This is a genomic window from Arthrobacter sp. 05L417 (genome assembly GCF_056397865.1).
Map to the genome: position 1 here is coordinate 81969 of NZ_JBFTOG010000011.1, position 17089 is coordinate 99057.

Below are 17089 nucleotides of genomic sequence, written 5' to 3' on the forward strand. Positions count from 1 at the left end.
GGTGTCCAATGGGCAAGCAGATGACGGAGATGCTCAAGGGGACCCTGGAGGGCATCGTTCTCGCTCTCCTGACCGGGAATCCCGCGTACGGGTACGAAATCACGACGCTTCTCCGGGGGCAGGGCTTCACCGAGATCGCCGAGGGCACCGTGTATGCACTGCTCGTCAGGATCGAGCAGAAAGGCCTTGTCGACGTCGAGAAGCGGCCGTCCGAGAAGGGCCCGCCGCGCAAGGTGTATTCGCTCAACGAGCAAGGCAAGAAGGAATTGGACGAATTCTGGAGCACGTGGAGTTTCCTGTCCGAACGACTGGAACACCTCCGAAAGGAAGGAAAGTGAACATGGCCGCAGGGTGGATCGAGCAGCTCACGGGATCGCTCGAACAGAAGAAGCAATACCGGCAAAACAAGACACGCGTGGAACAGCTTCCCGCGGACTATCGCGCGGCGGCGACCGCGCTGGAGCGCTACCTGATGTACTTCGGGGCCATCACCAAGGGCGATGTGCTGCTGCGGATGCTCGGGGACCTCACCGATCTCTTCGAACAGAGCGCCGCGGACGGAACGCCGATTCGCGCGATCGTCGGTCACGACCCGGTGGAGTTCGCTGAAACGTTCATACGCAACTACACGGGCGGGCAGTGGATCAACAAGGAGCGTGAACGCCTCGTCAAGGCAATCGACGCCGCTGCCGGGGACGATGGGAGGGAGGGGGAATCATGAGCAATGGCTCCACCACCCGCGAACCCGCGATCCGCGTGCAGGGCATGGAAAAGTCCTACAAAGAGCTGCACGTGCTGCGCGGCGTGGACTTCGACGTGGAACCGGGCAGCGTCTTCGCCCTTCTCGGCTCCAACGGAGCGGGAAAAACCACGATGGTGAAAATCCTGTCCACACTGCTGAGTCCGGACGCCGGCACGGCCACCGTCAATGGATTCGACGTCGTAACCCAAGCGCTGCGGGTCCGGGAATCCATCAGCCTCACCGGACAATTCGCAGCAGTCGATGAAATCCTCTCCGGCCGGGAAAACCTGGTGCTTGTTGCCAGGTTGCGGCACCTGAAGGACCCCGGCCAAGCGGCGGATGATCTTCTGGCGCGCTTCAACCTCTCCGAGGCAGCATCCCGAAAAGTGTCCGCGTATTCGGGGGGCATGCGCCGTCGCCTTGACATCGCCATGAGCCTGATCGGCCAGCCTGAGGTGATCTTCCTCGATGAGCCGACCACCGGGCTCGACCCCGAAGCACGCATCGAAGTGTGGCAGGTAATCCAGGAGCTCGCGAATCAGGGCACCACTGTTCTGCTCACCACACAGTATCTCGACGAGGCCGAACAACTCGCGGACCGGATCGCCATCCTTCATCAAGGGCGCATCATCGCGAACGGGACTCTCGCCGAGCTAAAGCAACTACTCCCACCGGCGAAGGTCGAGTACGTCGAAAAGCAGCCCACCCTGGAGGATATCTTCCTTGCACTTGTGGGGAACCAGGGCAAGGTCGCGTCAAGTAAGGACCAGTCATGAGCACACACTTCTTTGGAGACACGTCCGTCTTGCTGGGCCGCTCCATGCGCCACATTTTCCGCAGCGCGGACACCATTATCACCACCGCGATCACGCCGATCGCCCTCATGCTGCTGTTCGTCTACGTGTTCGGCGGAGCCATCAAGACCGGCACCGAGAACTACGTCAATTACCTGCTGCCGGGAATCATGCTGATCGCGATCGCATCAGGCATCGCTTACACCGCCGTTCGCTTGTTCACCGACATGAAGAGCGGCATTTTCGAGCGGTTCCACTCCATGCCGATCGCACGATCATCCGTGCTGTGGGCACATGTGCTGACCTCCATGGTGGCCAACGGTCTCTCCCTCGTGATCATCGTGCTGGTGGCCTTCCTGATGGGATTCCGCACATCGGCAAGCCTGCTGGAGTGGCTCGCCATCATCGGAATCCTGGCACTGTTCACCCTCGCACTCACGTGGCTCGCCATCATCGCGGGCCTGACAGCGAAGTCCGTGGACGGCGCCGGCGGGTTCTCCTATCCGCTCATCTTCCTGCCGTTCATCAGTTCGGCTTTCGTCCCCACGGCCACCATGCCGGGTCCCGTGCGCGCCTTCGCCGAGAACCAACCGGTCACTTCGATCGTCAACACGATCCAGGATCTGTTTGAACAACGGCCGATCGGAAACGACATATGGGTCGCCCTCGCATGGTGCCTCGGCATCCTCGTTCTCGCGTACTTCTTCGCCGCAGCCGCCTACCGACGCAGGATCAGCTAAGCAACTGCGACGGCTGAAGGCGGATCTCGGAACCGTAACGGCTGGCCCCGCCGGTAGCGGTTCGGTTCAGAATATCTGGCGGATATTGGTCTTCGCGAGGTCGATGAGCTGGTCGCCGCGGCCGGAGAGTACCGTCCGGATCGCGTAGAGCGTGAAGCCCTTGACCTGTTCGGCACTGATCGCCGGCGGAATGGACAGTTCCTGCCGGGCCGTGCGGACGTCGATGAGGGCCGGACCGTCGTACGCGAAGGCTTCAGCCAGCCCCGCCTTCAACCCGGACGAGTTGTCCACCCGGATTCCGCGGATGCCCAGCGATTCTGCCAGTTTGGCGAAGTCCGGATTCTCGAGCTCAGTGCCGAAATTGACGAATCCGGCGGCCTTCATTTCGAGCTCCACGAAGTTCAGCGAGGAGTTGTTGAAGACCACCACTTTGACGGGGAGCTTGTTCTGCACCAAGGTGATCAGCTCGCCGAGAAGCATGGTCAGGCCGCCGTCGCCGGCCAGGGCCACCACCTGGCGCCCGGGGTACGAGGCGGCCGCACCGATTCCGTGGGACAGGGCGTTGGCCATGGTTCCGTGGTTGAACGAGCCGAGCAGCCGGCGTCGGCCGTTCATGCTCAGGTACCGGGCGGCCCACACGGTGGGGGACCCGACGTCGCACGTGAAAACCGCGTCCGGGGCCGCCACCTCATCCACGAGCCTGCCCACGAACTGCGGATGGATGGGCTGGCCGTCTTTGGCCGGAGAGGCCAGGTCGTCGAGTTTTGCACGGGACTTGGCGTAGTGCTTGAGGGAGGCTTGGAGGTGCGTTCGTCTTTTTTTGGGCTCGATCAAGGGCAGGAGCGAGGCCGCAGTGTCCTTGACCGTGCCCACAAGGCCAAGATCGATCCGGGAACGCCTGCCGAGTTGCTCGCCCCTGATATCCACCTGGATGATCTTGGCATTCTCCGGGTAGAACTGCTGGTACGGAAAATCGGTGCCCAGCATAAGCAAGGCTTCGCAGCTCTCCATCGCGCGGTAGCCGGAGCTGAACCCCAAGAGGCCCGTCATGCCGACGTCGAAGGGGTTGTCGTACTCGATGTGCTCCTTGCCGCGCATCGCGTGGACGATCGGCGCGCCCAGCGCGTCCGCCAGGGCCATGACCTCGGCGTGCGCACCCGCGGTGCCGGCGCCGGCCAGGATAGTGACTTTGCCTGCCGCGTTGAGAATGTCAGCTGCTTCGGCGAGCTCCCGGGGGTTGGGCCGGATCTCCGGCCGGGCGGCCCGGATCACCGCTGTCCGGTTGCTCTGCGCCTCCGCGAGGGCGACATCGCCGGGAATCACGACGACGGCGACGCCCCGCTTCTCGACGGCCGTCCGCATGGCGATTTCCAAGACCCTGGGCATCTGGGAAGGATGGGCGACGTGCTCGACATAAACGCTGCACTCCTGGAACAACTCCTGGGGATGTGTCTCCTGGAAGTACTGGCTGCCGATCTCTTCGCTGGGAATGTGGGCGGCGATGGCCAGCACGGGAACCCTGGACTTGTTGGCATCGTAGAGGCCGTTGATCAGGTGCAGGTTGCCCGGGCCGCAGGATCCGGCGCACACCGCGAGTTCATCCGTGAGGCCCGCCTCGGCCGCGGCCGCCAACGCCGCGGCTTCTTCGTGCCGGACATGCACCCAACGGATGCTCTCTTCCTCCCTCAGCGCGTCCGTAAATCCGTTCAGCGAATCCCCGGGGATCCCGTAGACGCGCTGGACGTTGTTGGCTTTGAGGGTGGCGACGATGTTCTTGGCAACGGTGTTCCTGGCGGCGGACATGGACTGTTCCTTTCGAGGGGAGGCAGTGCAGACACGGCCTACGCTACTCCGGAACAGTCCATGGCGTCTGATACCCGACGCGGGGTTTCGGGTGGCCGGCGTTGCCGCGCTAGCGGTAGGTGCTGACGAAGGGGCGGTTGCTAGGCACGATCTGCTTGCCCAGCGGCATGAGCGATACCGGAATGAGCTTCAGGTTGGCGATGGCCAGCGGGATCCCGATGATCGTGATGGCCATGGCGAACGCAGTGACTACGTGCCCGATCGCGATCCAAATGCCGGCAACCAGCAACCAGATGACGTTGCCCAGGAGCGTAAAGACGCCCCCGCTTCCCGGCTTGTCCACGACCATGCGGCCGAACGGCCACAGGGTGTACGAGGCAATCCGGAACGACGCGATGCCCCACGGGATGGTGACGATCAACAAGCAGCAGATAATTCCGGCCATGAAATAGCCCAAGGCAAGGACGAAGCCACCGAAGACGAGCCAGATGATGTTGAGCAGCGTTTTCATATTTCCCATTGTCCCTTGCGGGACGCGGGCGGGGCCTAGGGGTTCGCCCTGAAATCCCCCTGATTTATGGTTTCCCGGCGTCCAGGACCGCTGACAAATCGAACTTCACGGGTTCCTCAAGCTGCTCATAGGTGCACGACTCCGGATCCCTGTCCGGCCGCCACCGCACGAACTGCGTTGTGTGCCTGAACCGCTCCCCTTCCATATGGTCGTAAGCCACTTCCACAACGAGTTCTGGCCGCAGGGGCGTGAACGACAGGTCCTTCCCTGCGCTCCAGCGGCTGCCTTCGGCGTTGCGGGGTGTCCGGCTGCCTTCCTCCTGCTCGGCCGATGCCCAGGGATGCCCATCGAACCCAGTCACGAGGGGTTGGAGTTCGCCGAACAATTCCTTGCGCCGCTGCATCGAGAAGGAACCCACTACCCCCACGCTTGCCAGCCGTCCGCCGTCGTCATAGAGCCCCAACAAGAGCGAACCAATAAGGTCGTCACCGGTCTTATGAACCCGGTAGCCGGCCACGACGCAGTCGGCGGTCCGCTGGTGTTTGACCTTGAACATCACGCGCTTGTCCGGTTGGTAGGTACCATCCAGCGGCTTGGCGAGCAGGCCGTCCAGGCCTGCGCCCTCGAACTGGCTGAACCACTGCTCCGCCGTTCCCTTGTCCCGGGTTGCCGCGGTGAGGTGGATGGGAGCGGCGGCGCCTGCGAGTGCTTTTTCAAGCGCTGCCCGCCGTTCGGCGAAGGGCCGTCCCGTGAAGTCCTCATCGCCAAGGGCGAGCAAGTCGAAGGCCACGAATTTCGCCGGCGTCTGCTCGGACAACAGCTTGACCCTGCTGGCTGCCGGATGGATTCGTTGCTGGAGGGCTTCAAAGTCCAAGCGGTCACCGGATCTGCCGACCAGGATAATCTCGCCGTCGAGGACGCAGCGTTCGGGCAGGTTTGCCTTCAACGCCTCGATGAGCTCCGGGAAGTACCGGTTCATGGGCTTCTCGTTGCGACTACCGATTTCGACGTCGTCACCGTCACGAAAAACGATGGAGCGGAACCCATCCCATTTAGGCTCGTAGCTCATGGCTCCGTCCGGGATGGCGCCAACCGCCTTGGCAAGCATGGGTGCGACAGGGGGCATGACTGGCAGCTGCATGAAGCCATTCTTGCCGCGGCACCGGGACCGCGCTACCTGTTCATTCGCTTAAGTGGATAAAGGATTACTTGCAGTTGGCGCTCAGCCAGGTCGTAACGGGAGCCATCGCTTTTTCGAACTTGCCGCTCGAGTAGACGGTTTGGTCCTTCAAGCCTGCAATCGCAGTGTCCTTGAGGTTGGTGAAATCAGCCTTGAGCGCTTCCGGGACCCGATCCGCCGTGGCGGTGAGCTCGGCCTTGTATTGCTCCAGCTCGGCGGTCTTCCCCTGCGCCGCCGACATTGGAAGCAACGAAGCGCCCGTAGCTTCTTTGGAGATGGTGGAGCACATTTCGGCCGCAGACGCGAAGCCCCCGAATGGCCCCGATGATGGAGTTGGGCTTGCACTTGCGGAGGCCGAGTCGCCCGCAGAAGGGGACGACGGCGTGCCCGCCGCGGCGGAGCCCCCTCCCTGTGTGGAGCAGCCGGACAGCGCCAGTGCGGCGAAGAGGGCGGCTGTCAGGTATCGGATAGGGCCGTTAAGAGGTTTGGAAAGGATTTTCAAAAGGTCGCATTCTGCTTGATCGTCTGTCTCCGGAACCGTTCGGTCTCCGGAGCAATGGCATTCTGTCCCCGTCGTGGAGTGTAGCCCGAATGGGCACCGACCTTCCAAGTTGACTTCGGGCCCCTTTTGGACCGCTCCCCTATTCCCGCACCAACAAAGCGTCCAGTTTGGTGAACGAGGTGCCCCATCCCTCTCTGGTCATTTCCACCCATTCGTCAGAGTCGAAGGGGCCCTGGGTGAGATGAAGCCTCGTGCGGCCGCCATCCAGTACCTCGAACTCAAGGCGCATTTCCAGCAAAAGGGTAATCCCGGCGTCGGGCTCTGCTTTCTGGGTGGCGACCAGCAAGGCGGGCGGGTCGTATCCGGTGATGACCGCGTCGATGGGTGATTCCTTGGCGACGCCGTCCTCGTCCCAGGTCATGACGAGCTGCCAGGCTCCGCCCACCCGGGGGTCGACGATTATCCGGTCGCGCGGCGAATCCACCCCGACCGGCCCGAACCATGCGGCTAGCTGATCGGGGTCCACGAAGGCTTGGAAGACGAGCTCGCGTGGGGCATCGAAATCGCGGGTCATGGTGAGGATGTGCTGTTCCGTGTTCATTGCTTGGCTCCTGGATCCTTCGAATCGTGCTGAATCTTGCGCAGGTGGGCGTCGAGGCGGATAAAACTGGCATCCCAGAAGCGCCTGTATTTGTCCATCCATTCGGTGGCTTCGCGCAGTGGTTCCGCTTCCAATTTGGAAGACCGCCATTGCGCATTCCGGCTCCGGCTGATGAGCCCTGCGTTTTCCAGGACCTTGAGATGCCGGGAGACGGCGGGCAGGCTGATGTCGAACGGTTCGGCAAGCTCGTTCACTGTGGCCTCACCCTCCGAAAGCCGGGCCAGAATGGCCCTTCGGGTGGGGTCGGCCAGTGCCGAGAAGATGAGACTGAGCCGGTCTGTGGACATCGCTAGCGCCTTCGTATTTAACGCATCGACTAATTAGCCGATGTGTTAAATATGCGACCCCGGATGGCGGCTGTCAAGGGTTTCTTGCGACGCTCGCTCACATTCGGGGGCAAAACCGCGGACCCTCGCTCACATCATCGGAGCGAGCGTTCGGGCGGGGGCGTCAGGCTTTTGCGGCTCGGACGAAGGCGCGCACGAGGTCGAGGTCCTTCACGCCACGCGAGGACTCCACGCCGCTGGACACGTCGACGCCCCAGGCCTCGGCTTCGGACGCCGCGGCCCCGACGTTGGACGGGGTCAATCCTCCAGCCAACAACCAGTGGCGTGCACCCAGGCCCAGATTCCGGACCGAGGAATAGTCCCACGCCTCGCCTGAACCTGGTACTGCGGCGTCGATCAGGAGAAGTTCCTCGCCCCACTCCTCGAACTCGTCCGGAGCGGCACCCATGGTGACGGCCCGGATGAGCCGCATGCCGGCGTCGTGCACGGTCTTAACGTCTTCCGGGGAACGGCTTCCGTGCAGCTGAACCCATACGAGGCCGGCCTCGCGCGCGGTTGCGACGGCATCGGCCGCTGCCTCGTGACGGAAGACTCCGACGGCGGTCACACCTTCCGGTACATGGACCAGCAAGTCTCGGGCACGGTCAGGCGATACTTCGCGTGGACTCTTCGTCAGCACGAAACCCACGGCGTCCGCGCCGGACTCGACGGCGGCCTGTACGGATTCAGGCGTGCTCAAACCGCACACTTTGACGAACATTCCGCGCCTCCAACCGTTTACCTCCCTACGACGTTAGCAAGGGCCCGCGGGATTGGTGAACCGCGTCAAGATTGCACCGATGTTACGCAAGCGCTCAGCCTGCCGACGGCGGGCTCGGGCTAGGCTGGAGCGCATGGAGATCATCCGCTTTGCCGAGCTTAAACCCGAACCATGGCGCAACGGGGGCGGGGTGACCCGCGAACTCGCCAGCCATCCGAAAGCAGCGTCCGCGCAAGACGGAGCGTGGGACTGGCGGGTCAGCATCGCCGACGTCGGATCGGCCGGCGATTTCTCGACGTTCCCTGGCATGGAGCGAGTCCTCACAGTGATCGACGGCGAATTGCTGCTGCTCACGGTGGATGGCGAAGAACACCCGCTGGAAAAGTATCGGCCTTTCCGGTTTTCCGGCGAAGCGGCTTCGGCCAGCGCACTCCCCACCGGCAACATCCGGGACCTCAACGTGATCGCCCGGGCCGGCGAATTCAAGGGCTACACGTCCATCATCGAGCTCTCCAAGAAGCGCGCACACCCGGTATTCGAAGGCCAGTTGGCAGTCCTTTTGGAGGGTAAGGCTTCGGTGAGTCCCGGCGCGGAGCCTGCGGAATCGGCTGCGTCTGCGGAGGTCTCGGACGGCTCCGAGGGTGGAACCGCCGCCGTCGCGCCTGCGGAGTCCGTGGAACTCGCCCGCTACGACGCAGTAGTGGGTTCCGACACCCGCAGCCCGGAAATCCTGGGCCGTGGATTCCTCGCCGTCATCTCCATCGACCGCGTGGAGCACGCGCACTCCTAGATCCCAGCACTGGACATGTCCCTTGGTGAGGCTCGCCACCAAAGCTGGCCACCCGGCGTCGGGCTTTGCTAGCCTCGAAGGAAGGCCCGCACAGGGATCTCCGGACGACGGTTCAGTACCCGGCACGCGACAAGACTGGCCAAAGGACCTGTCATGTCGTGGTTAATCCTCATTCTGTCCGGAGCGCTCGAGGCCGTCTGGGCGGCCGCACTCCACCGCTCCAAAGGCTTCCGCAAACCGCTGCCCTCCGCCGTCTTCCTCGTCACCGTGGTCGCGAGCACCGCAGGCCTGGCCTTCGCCATGCAAACCATTCCCACCGGAACCGCGTATGCGGTGTGGGTAGGAGTCGGCGTCGTTCTCACAGCGGCTTACGCGATGATCACCAAGGTTGAGCGCCCGACGGCGGCTCGGCTGCTCTTGCTCGCCGGGATCGGCGTGTGCGTGGTCGGCTTGAAGGTGGTGGCGTAGCGATGAACGCCAAGTTTGCATGGGCCGTTCTGCTGGCCTCCGCCGTGCTCGAAGCTGTGTGGGCGACGGCCCTCGGCCTGTCCGACGGATTCAGCCAAGCCGTCCCCACCGTGGTCTTCGCCGTCACCGCGACCCTCAGCATGATCGGCCTCGGCATCGCGGTGAAGTGGATTCCGCTGGGCACGGCCTACGCCGTCTGGGTCGGGATCGGCGCGGCGCTGACGGTCGGCTGGGCGATGGCCACCGGCGTCGAACCAGCCAGCCCGCTCAAGCTGCTATTCATCGCGGGAATCGTGGGTTGCGCAGCCGGGTTGAAGGCCCTTCCCACGGAGAAGCGTGAAGAAGTGGCCGAGCCCGCCCGGCGATGAGCGCGGAATACTCCCCCGCCCGACGGAGTTGCCAGCAGTGAGACGAACACTCGGCGAAGGAGAAGCACGATGAGCCCGGAAACCACGAATGTACAACTCGGCGACGGCCTGGCCGTGAGCCCCCTTGGTTTCGGCGGGATGGCATTGACCCCCGTGTATGGCGAAGTGGATCCCGCCGAATCCCTCAAGACGCTGCACCACGCCGTGGATGCCGGCATCAGCTTCATCGACACCGCGGATATTTACGGCGCGGGCGACAACGAGGAACTGATCGCAAAGCTGCTGAAGGACCGACGCGACGAGGTCCAGTTGGCCACCAAGTTCGGCATCGTGGGCAACCCGCGCGAGGGCTACACAGATGTCCGGGGAGACACCGCGTACGTGGCCCAGGCGGCGGAAGCAAGCCTCCGTCGCCTGGGCGCCGATGTCATCGACCTCTACTACATGCACCGCCGCGACCTCCGCGTTCCGATTGTGGAAACCGTGGAGGCCATGGCAGAGCTTGTCCGGGCAGGCAAAGTCCGGCACCTTGGCCTGTCTGAAGTGACAGCCGAGGAGCTGAGGGAAGCCAACGCCGTGCACCCGATAGCCGCCGTGCAGAGCGAGTGGTCAATCTGGAGCCGGGACGTTGAGCGCAACGTCGTCCCGACTGCGGCAGAGCTCGGTGTGGGCTTCGTGCCCTATTCGCCGCTTGGCCGGGGCTTCCTCACCGGAACCGTCAGCGCCGATCAACTCGGCGAGAACGATTTCCGGCACCGCATCCCCCGTTTTGCGGACGACGCACTCGACGCCAACCAGGCGGTTGTTGCCGCGGTGCGTTCCGTGGCCGCCGAGCTGTCCGAGAGCACCGGCCGGGATGCAACTCCCGCCCAGGTAGCTCTGGCTTGGCTTTTCGCCCAGGGCCGCCGCCTTGAGCTCAGCGTGGTCCCCATCCCCGGCACGCGCAAAGCGCACCGGATCGATGAGAACCTGGGTGCCTTGTCGCTCGAGTTGAGTGCCGCCCAACTGGACGTGCTCGACGGCGCCGCGGACGCCGTCGTCGGCTCACGGTCCGCGGATCCCACCTGGGTTTCGCAGGGCCGCGAGTAGTCGGTGAGCCGCAGGCGGCTTCCGTAGAGTGGACGAATGGACTCACTCATTCATTCACTGCGTGACATCACCATCCGGCGAATCTCGGTCAGCGAGATGAACAACAACGTGTACCTGCTCACCGCAAAGGCAAGCGGCGCGCAGCTCCTGATCGACGCCGCGGACGACCTTCCGGCGATCCAAGCAATGCTTGCGGAGTCGGTCGCCGACGCCGCATCGCCGCCGAAACTGGCCCTCATCGCCACCACCCACCAGCATTGGGACCACGTCCGTGCGCTTCCCGGGTTGGTGGAAGCTACGGGCGCGAAGACCTCGGCCGGAGTGGACGACGCCGACGCGCTGCCTGTGCCCGTGGATGTTCCGCTGCACCATGGCGATGTGGGGAACTTCGACGGTTTCGACATCACCGCGGTGCACTTGCGCGGCCACACTCCGGGTTCGATCGCCTACGTGTACCTGGACCCGGAAGGGCCCGCGCACATCTTCAGCGGCGACTCGTTGTTCCCCGGAGGCGTTGGCAACACGCAGAACGACGCCGCCCGCTTCACTTCGCTGTTGAACGACGTTAGCGAACGGCTATTCGAGGCCTACCCGGACGACACCGTGGTGCATCCGGGCCATGGAGATCCGACCACACTCGGTGCGGAGCGGCCACACCTTGCGGAATGGCGCGAGCGCGGGTGGTAACCTTAGCGGCCGCGGCGCTCGTTCGACGCGGGAGCCGAGGCACGGCGCGGGCCGCTGCGGGCCGGACGGCCGGAACCCGAGTTGCCTGAGCCAGAACCGTACGAGCCGCCGGAGTTGCCGCCCGTGTTCGAGGACCACACAGCCTTGTTGCCACTGCTGCGCGTTGAGGTTGCGGACTCGGTGCGCGGAGCCGACGCCGAGCGGTTGCCAGCGGCAGCACGCTGACCTGTCGCCGGACGGCCGCTGCGACCACCCTGCGCACCTTGGCCACGAGCACCAGGAACGTCGTTGCGGTGACCGGCTGCTGCGTTGCCGCGTCCACGTGAGCTGCGGGCGACGTCGTCGTTCGCGGCTGCGCGGCGCTCGGCGCGGTTGATGTCGGTGCGTACGGGCTCGGCCGAAACCTTGCCGCGGCCACCGCGACCACCACGGCCACCCGCAGTGGGTGCAGCCTGTGTGGAGCGACGGGCGCGTTTGCGCTGGGCATTGGCACCTGTGGAGGTACCGCCGCCCGGCTGCTGGGTCTTCGCTGCGAGCAATGCCGCACGGGTGCGCGGGTCAACCTTGTCGGCGACCTCGCCCACGAGCTCGGCAACCAGCGGGGAGTTGGCCGTGACGCGTTCGAACGAAACGTCGACGCCGGCAGCCTTCATGAGCTTCTTGACGTCGGACTGCTGCTCGGGGAGCGTCAGCGTGACAACAGTGCCGTCGGAACCTGCGCGGGCCGTACGGCCGGAGCGGTGCAGGTAAGCCTTGTGCTCTGTGGGCGGGTCAACGTGGATGACGAGTTCGACGTCGTCTACGTGCACGCCGCGGGCTGCGACGTCGGTGGCCACCAGGACCCGGACCTCTCCGCTGGAGAACTCGGCGAGGTTGCGGTCACGGGCATTCTGCGACAGGTTGCCGTGAAGGTCGACAGCGGGGATGCCGCAGTCGGTGAGGGTCTTGGCGAGCTTGCGTGCGTGGTGCTTGGTCCGCATGAAGAGGACGCGGCGGCCAGCGCCGGAGGCCAGCTCCACGATCAGCTGCTTCTTGACGGTCTGGTCGTTGACCACCAGGACGTGGTGCTCCATGGTGGTCACCGCGGCCTGCGGGTCGTCCACGGAGTGGGTCAGCGGGTTGGACAGGTAACGGTTGACCAGCTTGTCAACACCGTTGTCCAACGTCGCGGAGAAGAGCAGGCGCTGGCCCTGGGTGGGGGTCATGTCCATGAGCTTCTTGACCACCGGGAGGAAGCCGAGATCGGCCATGTGGTCGGCCTCGTCCAGCACGGTGATCTCGACGGCTTCGAGGGTCAGGATGCGCTGGCGGATGAGGTCCTCAAGGCGGCCCGGGCAGGCGATGACGATGTCGACGCCGGCGCGCAGCGCCTTTTCCTGGCGGGCCTGGGAGATGCCACCGTAGATGACCGTGGTGTTCAGGCCCATGGCCTTGGCCATCGGTTCGATGGTGGCGTTGATCTGTGTGGCCAGCTCGCGGGTCGGCGCGAGGACCAGTCCCATGGGGCGGCCGGGCTTGCGGAAGTGCTTGGCTTCGCGCTCGGCGAGACGCGCCACGAGCGGGATAGCGAAAGCGATGGTCTTGCCGGAGCCGGTGCGGCCACGGCCCAGGACGTCGCGGCCAGCGAGCGTATCCGGGAGGGTCTTGACCTGGATGGGGAAAGCCTCTTCGATGCCATCTGCAGCGAGGGACTCGGCGATGGCCTTGGGCGTGCCAAGGGCAGCAAAAGTAGTCATGTGTTTCGGGTCTTTCTGGCGGTGTCCAACGGACATCGTCCCCCGACGCCGGTTGGGCCAAGGGTTCGCCGAGGAAAAAGTCAGTGATCGACCGGTAGGCAATAAGCCGTGGCCGGGACCAGAGAAAACGCGTTCATCGACGCAGGATGTGCCTCTCACATGAAAAAAGCCCACTTCCCAAGTTTGGAACTACGCCAAATTCGGGGACTAAGCGGGCATCACTGCACATCAAGTAGATCCATTCTAGCATCCGCGAGCAGCCCGCCCTTCCACAGGGGTCTTCTGGCCTGGCCGTTGCCTCGCGGCGCACGTCAGGGCAGGCTTGAGCCATGACGCACCAGCACGACGGCGGAGCCCACCTTCACAGCGAAATCCACGACAGCGGAGCCCACCTTCACAGCAACCCTGACCAGGACGCCGACCCGGCGCAGTTTTGGGACGAGGTCTACCGGGAAAAGGCGAAGAGGTGGAGCGGTAATCCCAATCCGCAGCTGATCGCCGAAGCCAAGGGACTGGCTCCCGGCACCGCCCTGGACCTGGGCTGCGGAGAGGGCGCGGACGCCATCTGGCTCGCCGAGCATGGCTGGACGGTGACCGCGGTGGACGTCTCCGCCGTCGCTCTTGAACGGGCAGAAGCCCACGCCGCCGACGTCGGGCTACAGGGCCGGATCACGTGGCTGCAGCGGAACTTCGGCTCGTGGCACCCCGAAGGGGGCTTCGACTTGGTGTCCTCCCAATTCCTTCATTCTCCGCTTCTTCCGTGGCGCGATTCCCTTGCCTCTGCCGCGGCAGCGGTGGCTCCCGGCGGCGCTTTGCTGGTGGTCGGGCATCATCCGGATGGCCTGACTCCGTGGAGCGGGCACAAGGATATGAAGGACAAATTCTTCACTCCCGAGGACTTGGTGGGGGCGCTCACGCGCGGCCCGGGCTCGTGGAGGATCAATGTTGCCGATTCCAGGGAGCGCGGGGTGACGGGCCCTGAGGGCCAGCACGCCACCACCATCGACAGCGTGCTCCGGGCCACCCGGACGTCCGAGGCCCGCACGCCCTAGGCCCGCACGTCGTCCGCCTCCGCGGCGGGGTGGGCCTCCGCGTCCCCCACACGTTCAGCGCCCGTAGAGCGCCGAACGGCAACCCGCGGCGAAATGATGAGTCCGACTATGGCGATGCTCGACGTCAGTACGAACACCCCCGCGAACGAGCCCGCCGTCGTCGTCAGCGCACTGAAGACGAGACCCGTCACGGCGAGCGAGAGGGCGCCGCCGAGGGAATCGGCGATGGACATTGCAGAACTGTTGAAGCCTTGATCCACCGGCTTGGAGAGCGCCAGGGTCATGACGCTCAACCGCGGGTACATCAGGCCCATCCCGGCGCCCGCGAACAGCCAGCCCGCAATCGCCACTGCGGCAGGCCACGAAAACACCGTGGTCACGAGGACGATTGCCACCGAACCGAGCACCAGCGCAGACCCGATCTTGACTGCATGGGCATTGCCAAGCCGGGAACCCATGCGGCCCTGGACGGCGGATGCCCCTGCCCAGGCGATCGCCGATCCCGTCAGCGCGAGTCCGGCAAATGCCGGAGAGAACGAGTATCGCTCCGTGAGAAGGTACGGCACGTAAACCTCGGTACCGAAGAAGGCTGCGGAAGCAACGCCTCGCATCAAAATGACGCTCGGCAATCCGCGGTGCGCGCCGAGCGTGCCGTGCGGAACCAGCGGCCGCACTGCCAGCATTGCGATGACGAGCGCGACGGCGGCAATCACCCAGCCGACGCCGGGCACCTGCCCGGAGAGGTTCAGGCCGAGAACCGCAAGGGCTGCGAGCGCGGCCCATCCCATGCGGCCGAATGCCCAGGGAACGTTGGCGCCCTCAGGCTTTGCCTCACCGGCGGCCTTCTTCGGGGAGTCCGCCGGTGAGCCTGCCTCCCGTGGGTCCGGCGTGGAACGCATGCCCCGCATGGCGGGGAGGATCATTGCCAAGGCCGGAACAACGAGGCCCACGACGCCGAGGAACACCCAGTGCCAGCTGCTCAACTGGGCAACCACGCCGGCGGCGAAGGGACCAATCATCGAAGGAACGACCCAGGCCGCCGAGAACGCGGCAAAGACCTGGGCATGCAATCGGGCGGGGTACACCCGGGCGATCACCACATACAGCGCCACGGTCATCGCGCCTCCGCCGAGGCCTTGGACGAGCCTGCCGGCCACGAGCATCGGCATGGAAACCGCGGTACCGGCGATGAATAGCCCGGCCGCGAACAGGGCCACGGATGCGTACAGCGGGGCGGCCGGACCACGCCTGTCCGCCCAGTTTCCTGCGGCGACCATGCCGATCACACCCGTGGCGAGCGGCCCGGCGAACGCCAATGCATAGAGTCCGGCACCGTCCAGCTCGCGGCTCACTAGCGGCATGATGGTGGTGACGGCCATGGATTCGAAAGCTGCCAGGAAGACCAACGCGCAGGCACCTGCTGTCGCCAGGAGATAGGGGCGTTGCAGTATGCCGGCTGTCGCGTCGTGGCTTGTCATCATCCCAGCCTAGAACTACGGTCGCGTTTACACAGTCGTGTTTATTTTGTGTCCCGTCGGCGTCTTGGACAGCTCAATCGCCCATGCTGCTCGGTGTAGAACGCTGGCCAGCGTCGCCTGGAGACGGACCAGTCGCCTGCGGGTGCGTCCGGGTGGTCGTGGAGCGATAACGGGGGCATTGGGCAATGCGCTGAGTGCTTCATGGTTGATGGAGTTGACGACTACGCAAGCCATCATGAGGGAAAAATCCATGGTTCTCTTCTGTCGTTTGTTGCACCGAAATGCCCGTTCTTGCCTGGCATCTTTCGGGTCGCGGTTACTTTCGGGTGGCGGTTAGTGGGTTTCTGGAGCGATTCATCCGGAAACCGGTTTCGTCGAGTCCCTGCAGACGACGTTATGCGGCGCCGGGAACCATGTCAGCAGCTGTGCCGCTCCCTGGTTTTCCTAGGACTGAGCGACCTACCTTCCCTATGGAAAGCCCGAATCCGGCGGCGGAGAATTGAAGGCATGGGTCAGAGTGCAGAGTTTGGAAAATTCCTGAAGGCAATGCGGTCACGGCTGACGCCCGAGCAGGCCGGAATCAGCGCCAGTTCCGGTGCCCGCAGGGTCCCGGGTCTGCGCCGTGAAGAGATCGCCCGGCTTGCTGATGTGAGTACCGACTATTACACGAGGCTGGAGCAGGGCCGCAACATCCACCCCTCCCGATCGGTGCTTGACTCCGTGGCGCGGGCGCTGCACTTGGATCCGGGCGAGCATGCGCACATGATGGACCTCTTGCAGAATTGCGCATTGTCCGAGCGTCCGCCCGTTTCCGGGCAGCGAGTACGGCCTGCCCTGCACCAGCTTCTCGACGCCGTGGGCAATGTGCCCGCCCTTATCCTCGGCCGACGCACTGATGTTCTGGCCGGAAACCGTCTCGCCATCCTCCTGCTTGCCGATTTCCCCGCGATGCCCCCAACGGAACGGAACCTGACCCGGTGGATCATGCTGGATCCGCTCGCACAATCGCTCTTCCGGGATTGGAAGACTGTGGCATCTGATGCAGTGGGGTCCCTTCGCGTGGACATCGGGCGCCACCCCAACGACGCGCAGGCAAGTCAACTCGTTGGCGAACTCGCGGTGTCCAGCGAGCACTTCCGCAAGTGGTGGGCAGGGCACCGGGTGGCAAAAGCATCGGCGAGCATTGTTCGGCTCCACCACCCCGTCGTCGGGGACTTGGAACTGAACGTCGAAGACCTCACACTGCCCGACGATCCGGATCAGACGCTAAGGGTGTATTCCGCCCCGCCGGGTTCCTCGTCGGCGGATTCACTCGCGTTGCTCGGCAGCTTCGGCGCCGGAACGGGCACTCCTGAAGCTGCACAAGCAGCCGAAGAAAGACGCGGGTCCGACGCCAGCAAAACCCCCTGAACAAACGCCTGCACATAAGCCCCGGGTCCGA

20 protein-coding genes and 1 riboswitch are annotated in these 17089 nt (G+C 64.4%); of the genes, 11 read left to right on the forward strand and 9 right to left on the reverse strand.

The genetic code is table 11. The features are described 5' to 3' along the window. Window positions 1–8 precede the first annotated feature (8 nt). From AC1DJW_RS10995 to AC1DJW_RS11010, 4 genes are read left to right on the forward strand one after another with little or no spacing between them, the layout of a single operon-like run. Entirely contained in the window at window positions 9–338 is a 330-nt protein-coding gene (locus AC1DJW_RS10995; RefSeq protein ID WP_459342075.1) for a PadR family transcriptional regulator, read from the forward strand. Window positions 339–340: 2 nt separating this feature from the next. Beyond that, on the forward strand, window positions 341–721 hold the full coding sequence (locus AC1DJW_RS11000; protein ID WP_476901448.1) for a DUF1048 domain-containing protein: 381 nt from the start codon (window positions 341–343) through the stop codon (window positions 719–721). After that, a complete protein-coding gene (locus AC1DJW_RS11005; RefSeq protein ID WP_476901423.1) occupies window positions 718–1518 on the forward strand; it encodes an ABC transporter ATP-binding protein in 801 nt (266 codons plus the stop codon). Before AC1DJW_RS11000 ends, AC1DJW_RS11005 begins: the two co-directional genes overlap by 4 nt. Further along, complete coding sequence (locus tag AC1DJW_RS11010; RefSeq protein ID WP_476901424.1) at window positions 1515–2276, forward strand: ABC transporter permease; 762 nt, start codon at window positions 1515–1517, stop codon at window positions 2274–2276. The genes AC1DJW_RS11005 and AC1DJW_RS11010 overlap by 4 nt, the downstream gene beginning before the upstream one ends. A 66-nt stretch (window positions 2277–2342) precedes the next feature. On the opposite strand, the gene poxB is transcribed toward AC1DJW_RS11010, so the two are convergent. The 7 genes from poxB to AC1DJW_RS11045 form a co-directional block, all read right to left on the reverse strand. Continuing rightward, window positions 2343–4079: a ubiquinone-dependent pyruvate dehydrogenase gene (poxB, locus tag AC1DJW_RS11015; protein ID WP_476901425.1), complete on the reverse strand. Its 1737-nt coding sequence runs from the start codon at window positions 4077–4079 to the stop codon at window positions 2343–2345. 109 nt (window positions 4080–4188) lie between these two features. Further along, a complete protein-coding gene (locus AC1DJW_RS11020) occupies window positions 4189–4590 on the reverse strand; it encodes a YccF domain-containing protein (protein ID WP_390280083.1) in 402 nt (133 codons plus the stop codon). Window positions 4591–4654: 64 nt separating this feature from the next. After that, window positions 4655–5731, reverse strand: coding sequence for an ATP-dependent DNA ligase (locus tag AC1DJW_RS11025; RefSeq protein ID WP_476901426.1), 1077 nt, complete (start codon window positions 5729–5731; stop codon window positions 4655–4657). Between the two features lie 64 nt (window positions 5732–5795). Further along, window positions 5796–6011, reverse strand: a complete 216-nt coding sequence (locus AC1DJW_RS11030; protein WP_284752923.1) for a hypothetical protein — start codon at window positions 6009–6011, stop codon at window positions 5796–5798. A 400-nt stretch (window positions 6012–6411) separates the two neighbouring features. Beyond that, window positions 6412–6873 (reverse strand): SRPBCC family protein, encoded by a 462-nt coding sequence (locus AC1DJW_RS11035; protein WP_476901427.1) that lies wholly within the window; start codon window positions 6871–6873, stop codon window positions 6412–6414. Next, entirely contained in the window at window positions 6870–7220 is a 351-nt protein-coding gene (locus tag AC1DJW_RS11040) for an ArsR/SmtB family transcription factor (protein ID WP_284752921.1), read from the reverse strand. Before AC1DJW_RS11040 ends, AC1DJW_RS11035 begins: the two co-directional genes overlap by 4 nt. Before the next feature lie 163 nt (window positions 7221–7383). Further along, a complete protein-coding gene (locus AC1DJW_RS11045) occupies window positions 7384–7980 on the reverse strand; it encodes a phosphoribosylanthranilate isomerase (RefSeq protein WP_476901428.1) in 597 nt (198 codons plus the stop codon). 133 nt (window positions 7981–8113) lie between these two features. Here AC1DJW_RS11045 and AC1DJW_RS11050 point away from each other — a divergent pair, with 133 nt between their 5' ends. The 5 genes from AC1DJW_RS11050 to AC1DJW_RS11070 all read left to right on the forward strand — a co-directional run bounded on the left by AC1DJW_RS11050 (window position 8114) and on the right by AC1DJW_RS11070 (window position 11382). Next, window positions 8114–8770, forward strand: coding sequence for a HutD/Ves family protein (locus AC1DJW_RS11050; RefSeq protein ID WP_476901429.1), 657 nt, complete (start codon window positions 8114–8116; stop codon window positions 8768–8770). A 78-nt stretch (window positions 8771–8848) separates the two neighbouring features. Further along, window positions 8849–8914: riboswitch (guanidine-III (ykkC-III) riboswitch) on the forward strand. A gap of 9 nt (window positions 8915–8923) precedes the next feature. Beyond that, window positions 8924–9238, forward strand: coding sequence for a DMT family transporter (locus tag AC1DJW_RS11055; RefSeq protein ID WP_284752918.1), 315 nt, complete (start codon window positions 8924–8926; stop codon window positions 9236–9238). A 2-nt stretch (window positions 9239–9240) separates the two neighbouring features. Next, window positions 9241–9606, forward strand: a complete 366-nt coding sequence (locus AC1DJW_RS11060; protein ID WP_390280071.1) for a DMT family transporter — start codon at window positions 9241–9243, stop codon at window positions 9604–9606. A 69-nt stretch (window positions 9607–9675) separates the two neighbouring features. Next, a complete protein-coding gene (locus AC1DJW_RS11065; protein WP_476901430.1) occupies window positions 9676–10695 on the forward strand; it encodes an aldo/keto reductase in 1020 nt (339 codons plus the stop codon). Window positions 10696–10731: 36 nt separating this feature from the next. Continuing rightward, complete coding sequence (locus tag AC1DJW_RS11070; protein ID WP_476901431.1) at window positions 10732–11382, forward strand: MBL fold metallo-hydrolase; 651 nt, start codon at window positions 10732–10734, stop codon at window positions 11380–11382. Between the two features lie 2 nt (window positions 11383–11384). Here AC1DJW_RS11070 and AC1DJW_RS11075 read toward each other — a convergent pair whose 3' ends face one another. Continuing rightward, window positions 11385–13118: a DEAD/DEAH box helicase gene (locus AC1DJW_RS11075; protein WP_284752914.1), complete on the reverse strand. Its 1734-nt coding sequence runs from the start codon at window positions 13116–13118 to the stop codon at window positions 11385–11387. Between the two features lie 329 nt (window positions 13119–13447). Here AC1DJW_RS11075 and AC1DJW_RS11080 point away from each other — a divergent pair, with 329 nt between their 5' ends. After that, window positions 13448–14170 carry an SAM-dependent methyltransferase gene (locus AC1DJW_RS11080; protein ID WP_476901432.1) on the forward strand — a complete coding sequence of 241 codons (723 nt, stop codon included), beginning with the start codon at window positions 13448–13450 and terminating at the stop codon, window positions 14168–14170. Here the strand turns inward: AC1DJW_RS11080 and AC1DJW_RS11085 are convergent. Next, on the reverse strand, window positions 14167–15648 hold the full coding sequence (locus AC1DJW_RS11085) for an MFS transporter (RefSeq protein WP_476901449.1): 1482 nt from the start codon (window positions 15646–15648) through the stop codon (window positions 14167–14169). The genes AC1DJW_RS11080 and AC1DJW_RS11085 overlap by 4 nt on opposite strands. Window positions 15649–16155: 507 nt before the next feature. On the opposite strand from AC1DJW_RS11085, the gene AC1DJW_RS11090 reads away from it, so the two are divergent. Further along, complete coding sequence (locus AC1DJW_RS11090) at window positions 16156–17058, forward strand: helix-turn-helix transcriptional regulator (RefSeq protein ID WP_390280063.1); 903 nt, start codon at window positions 16156–16158, stop codon at window positions 17056–17058. The last annotated feature ends 31 nt before the right edge of the window (window positions 17059–17089 follow it).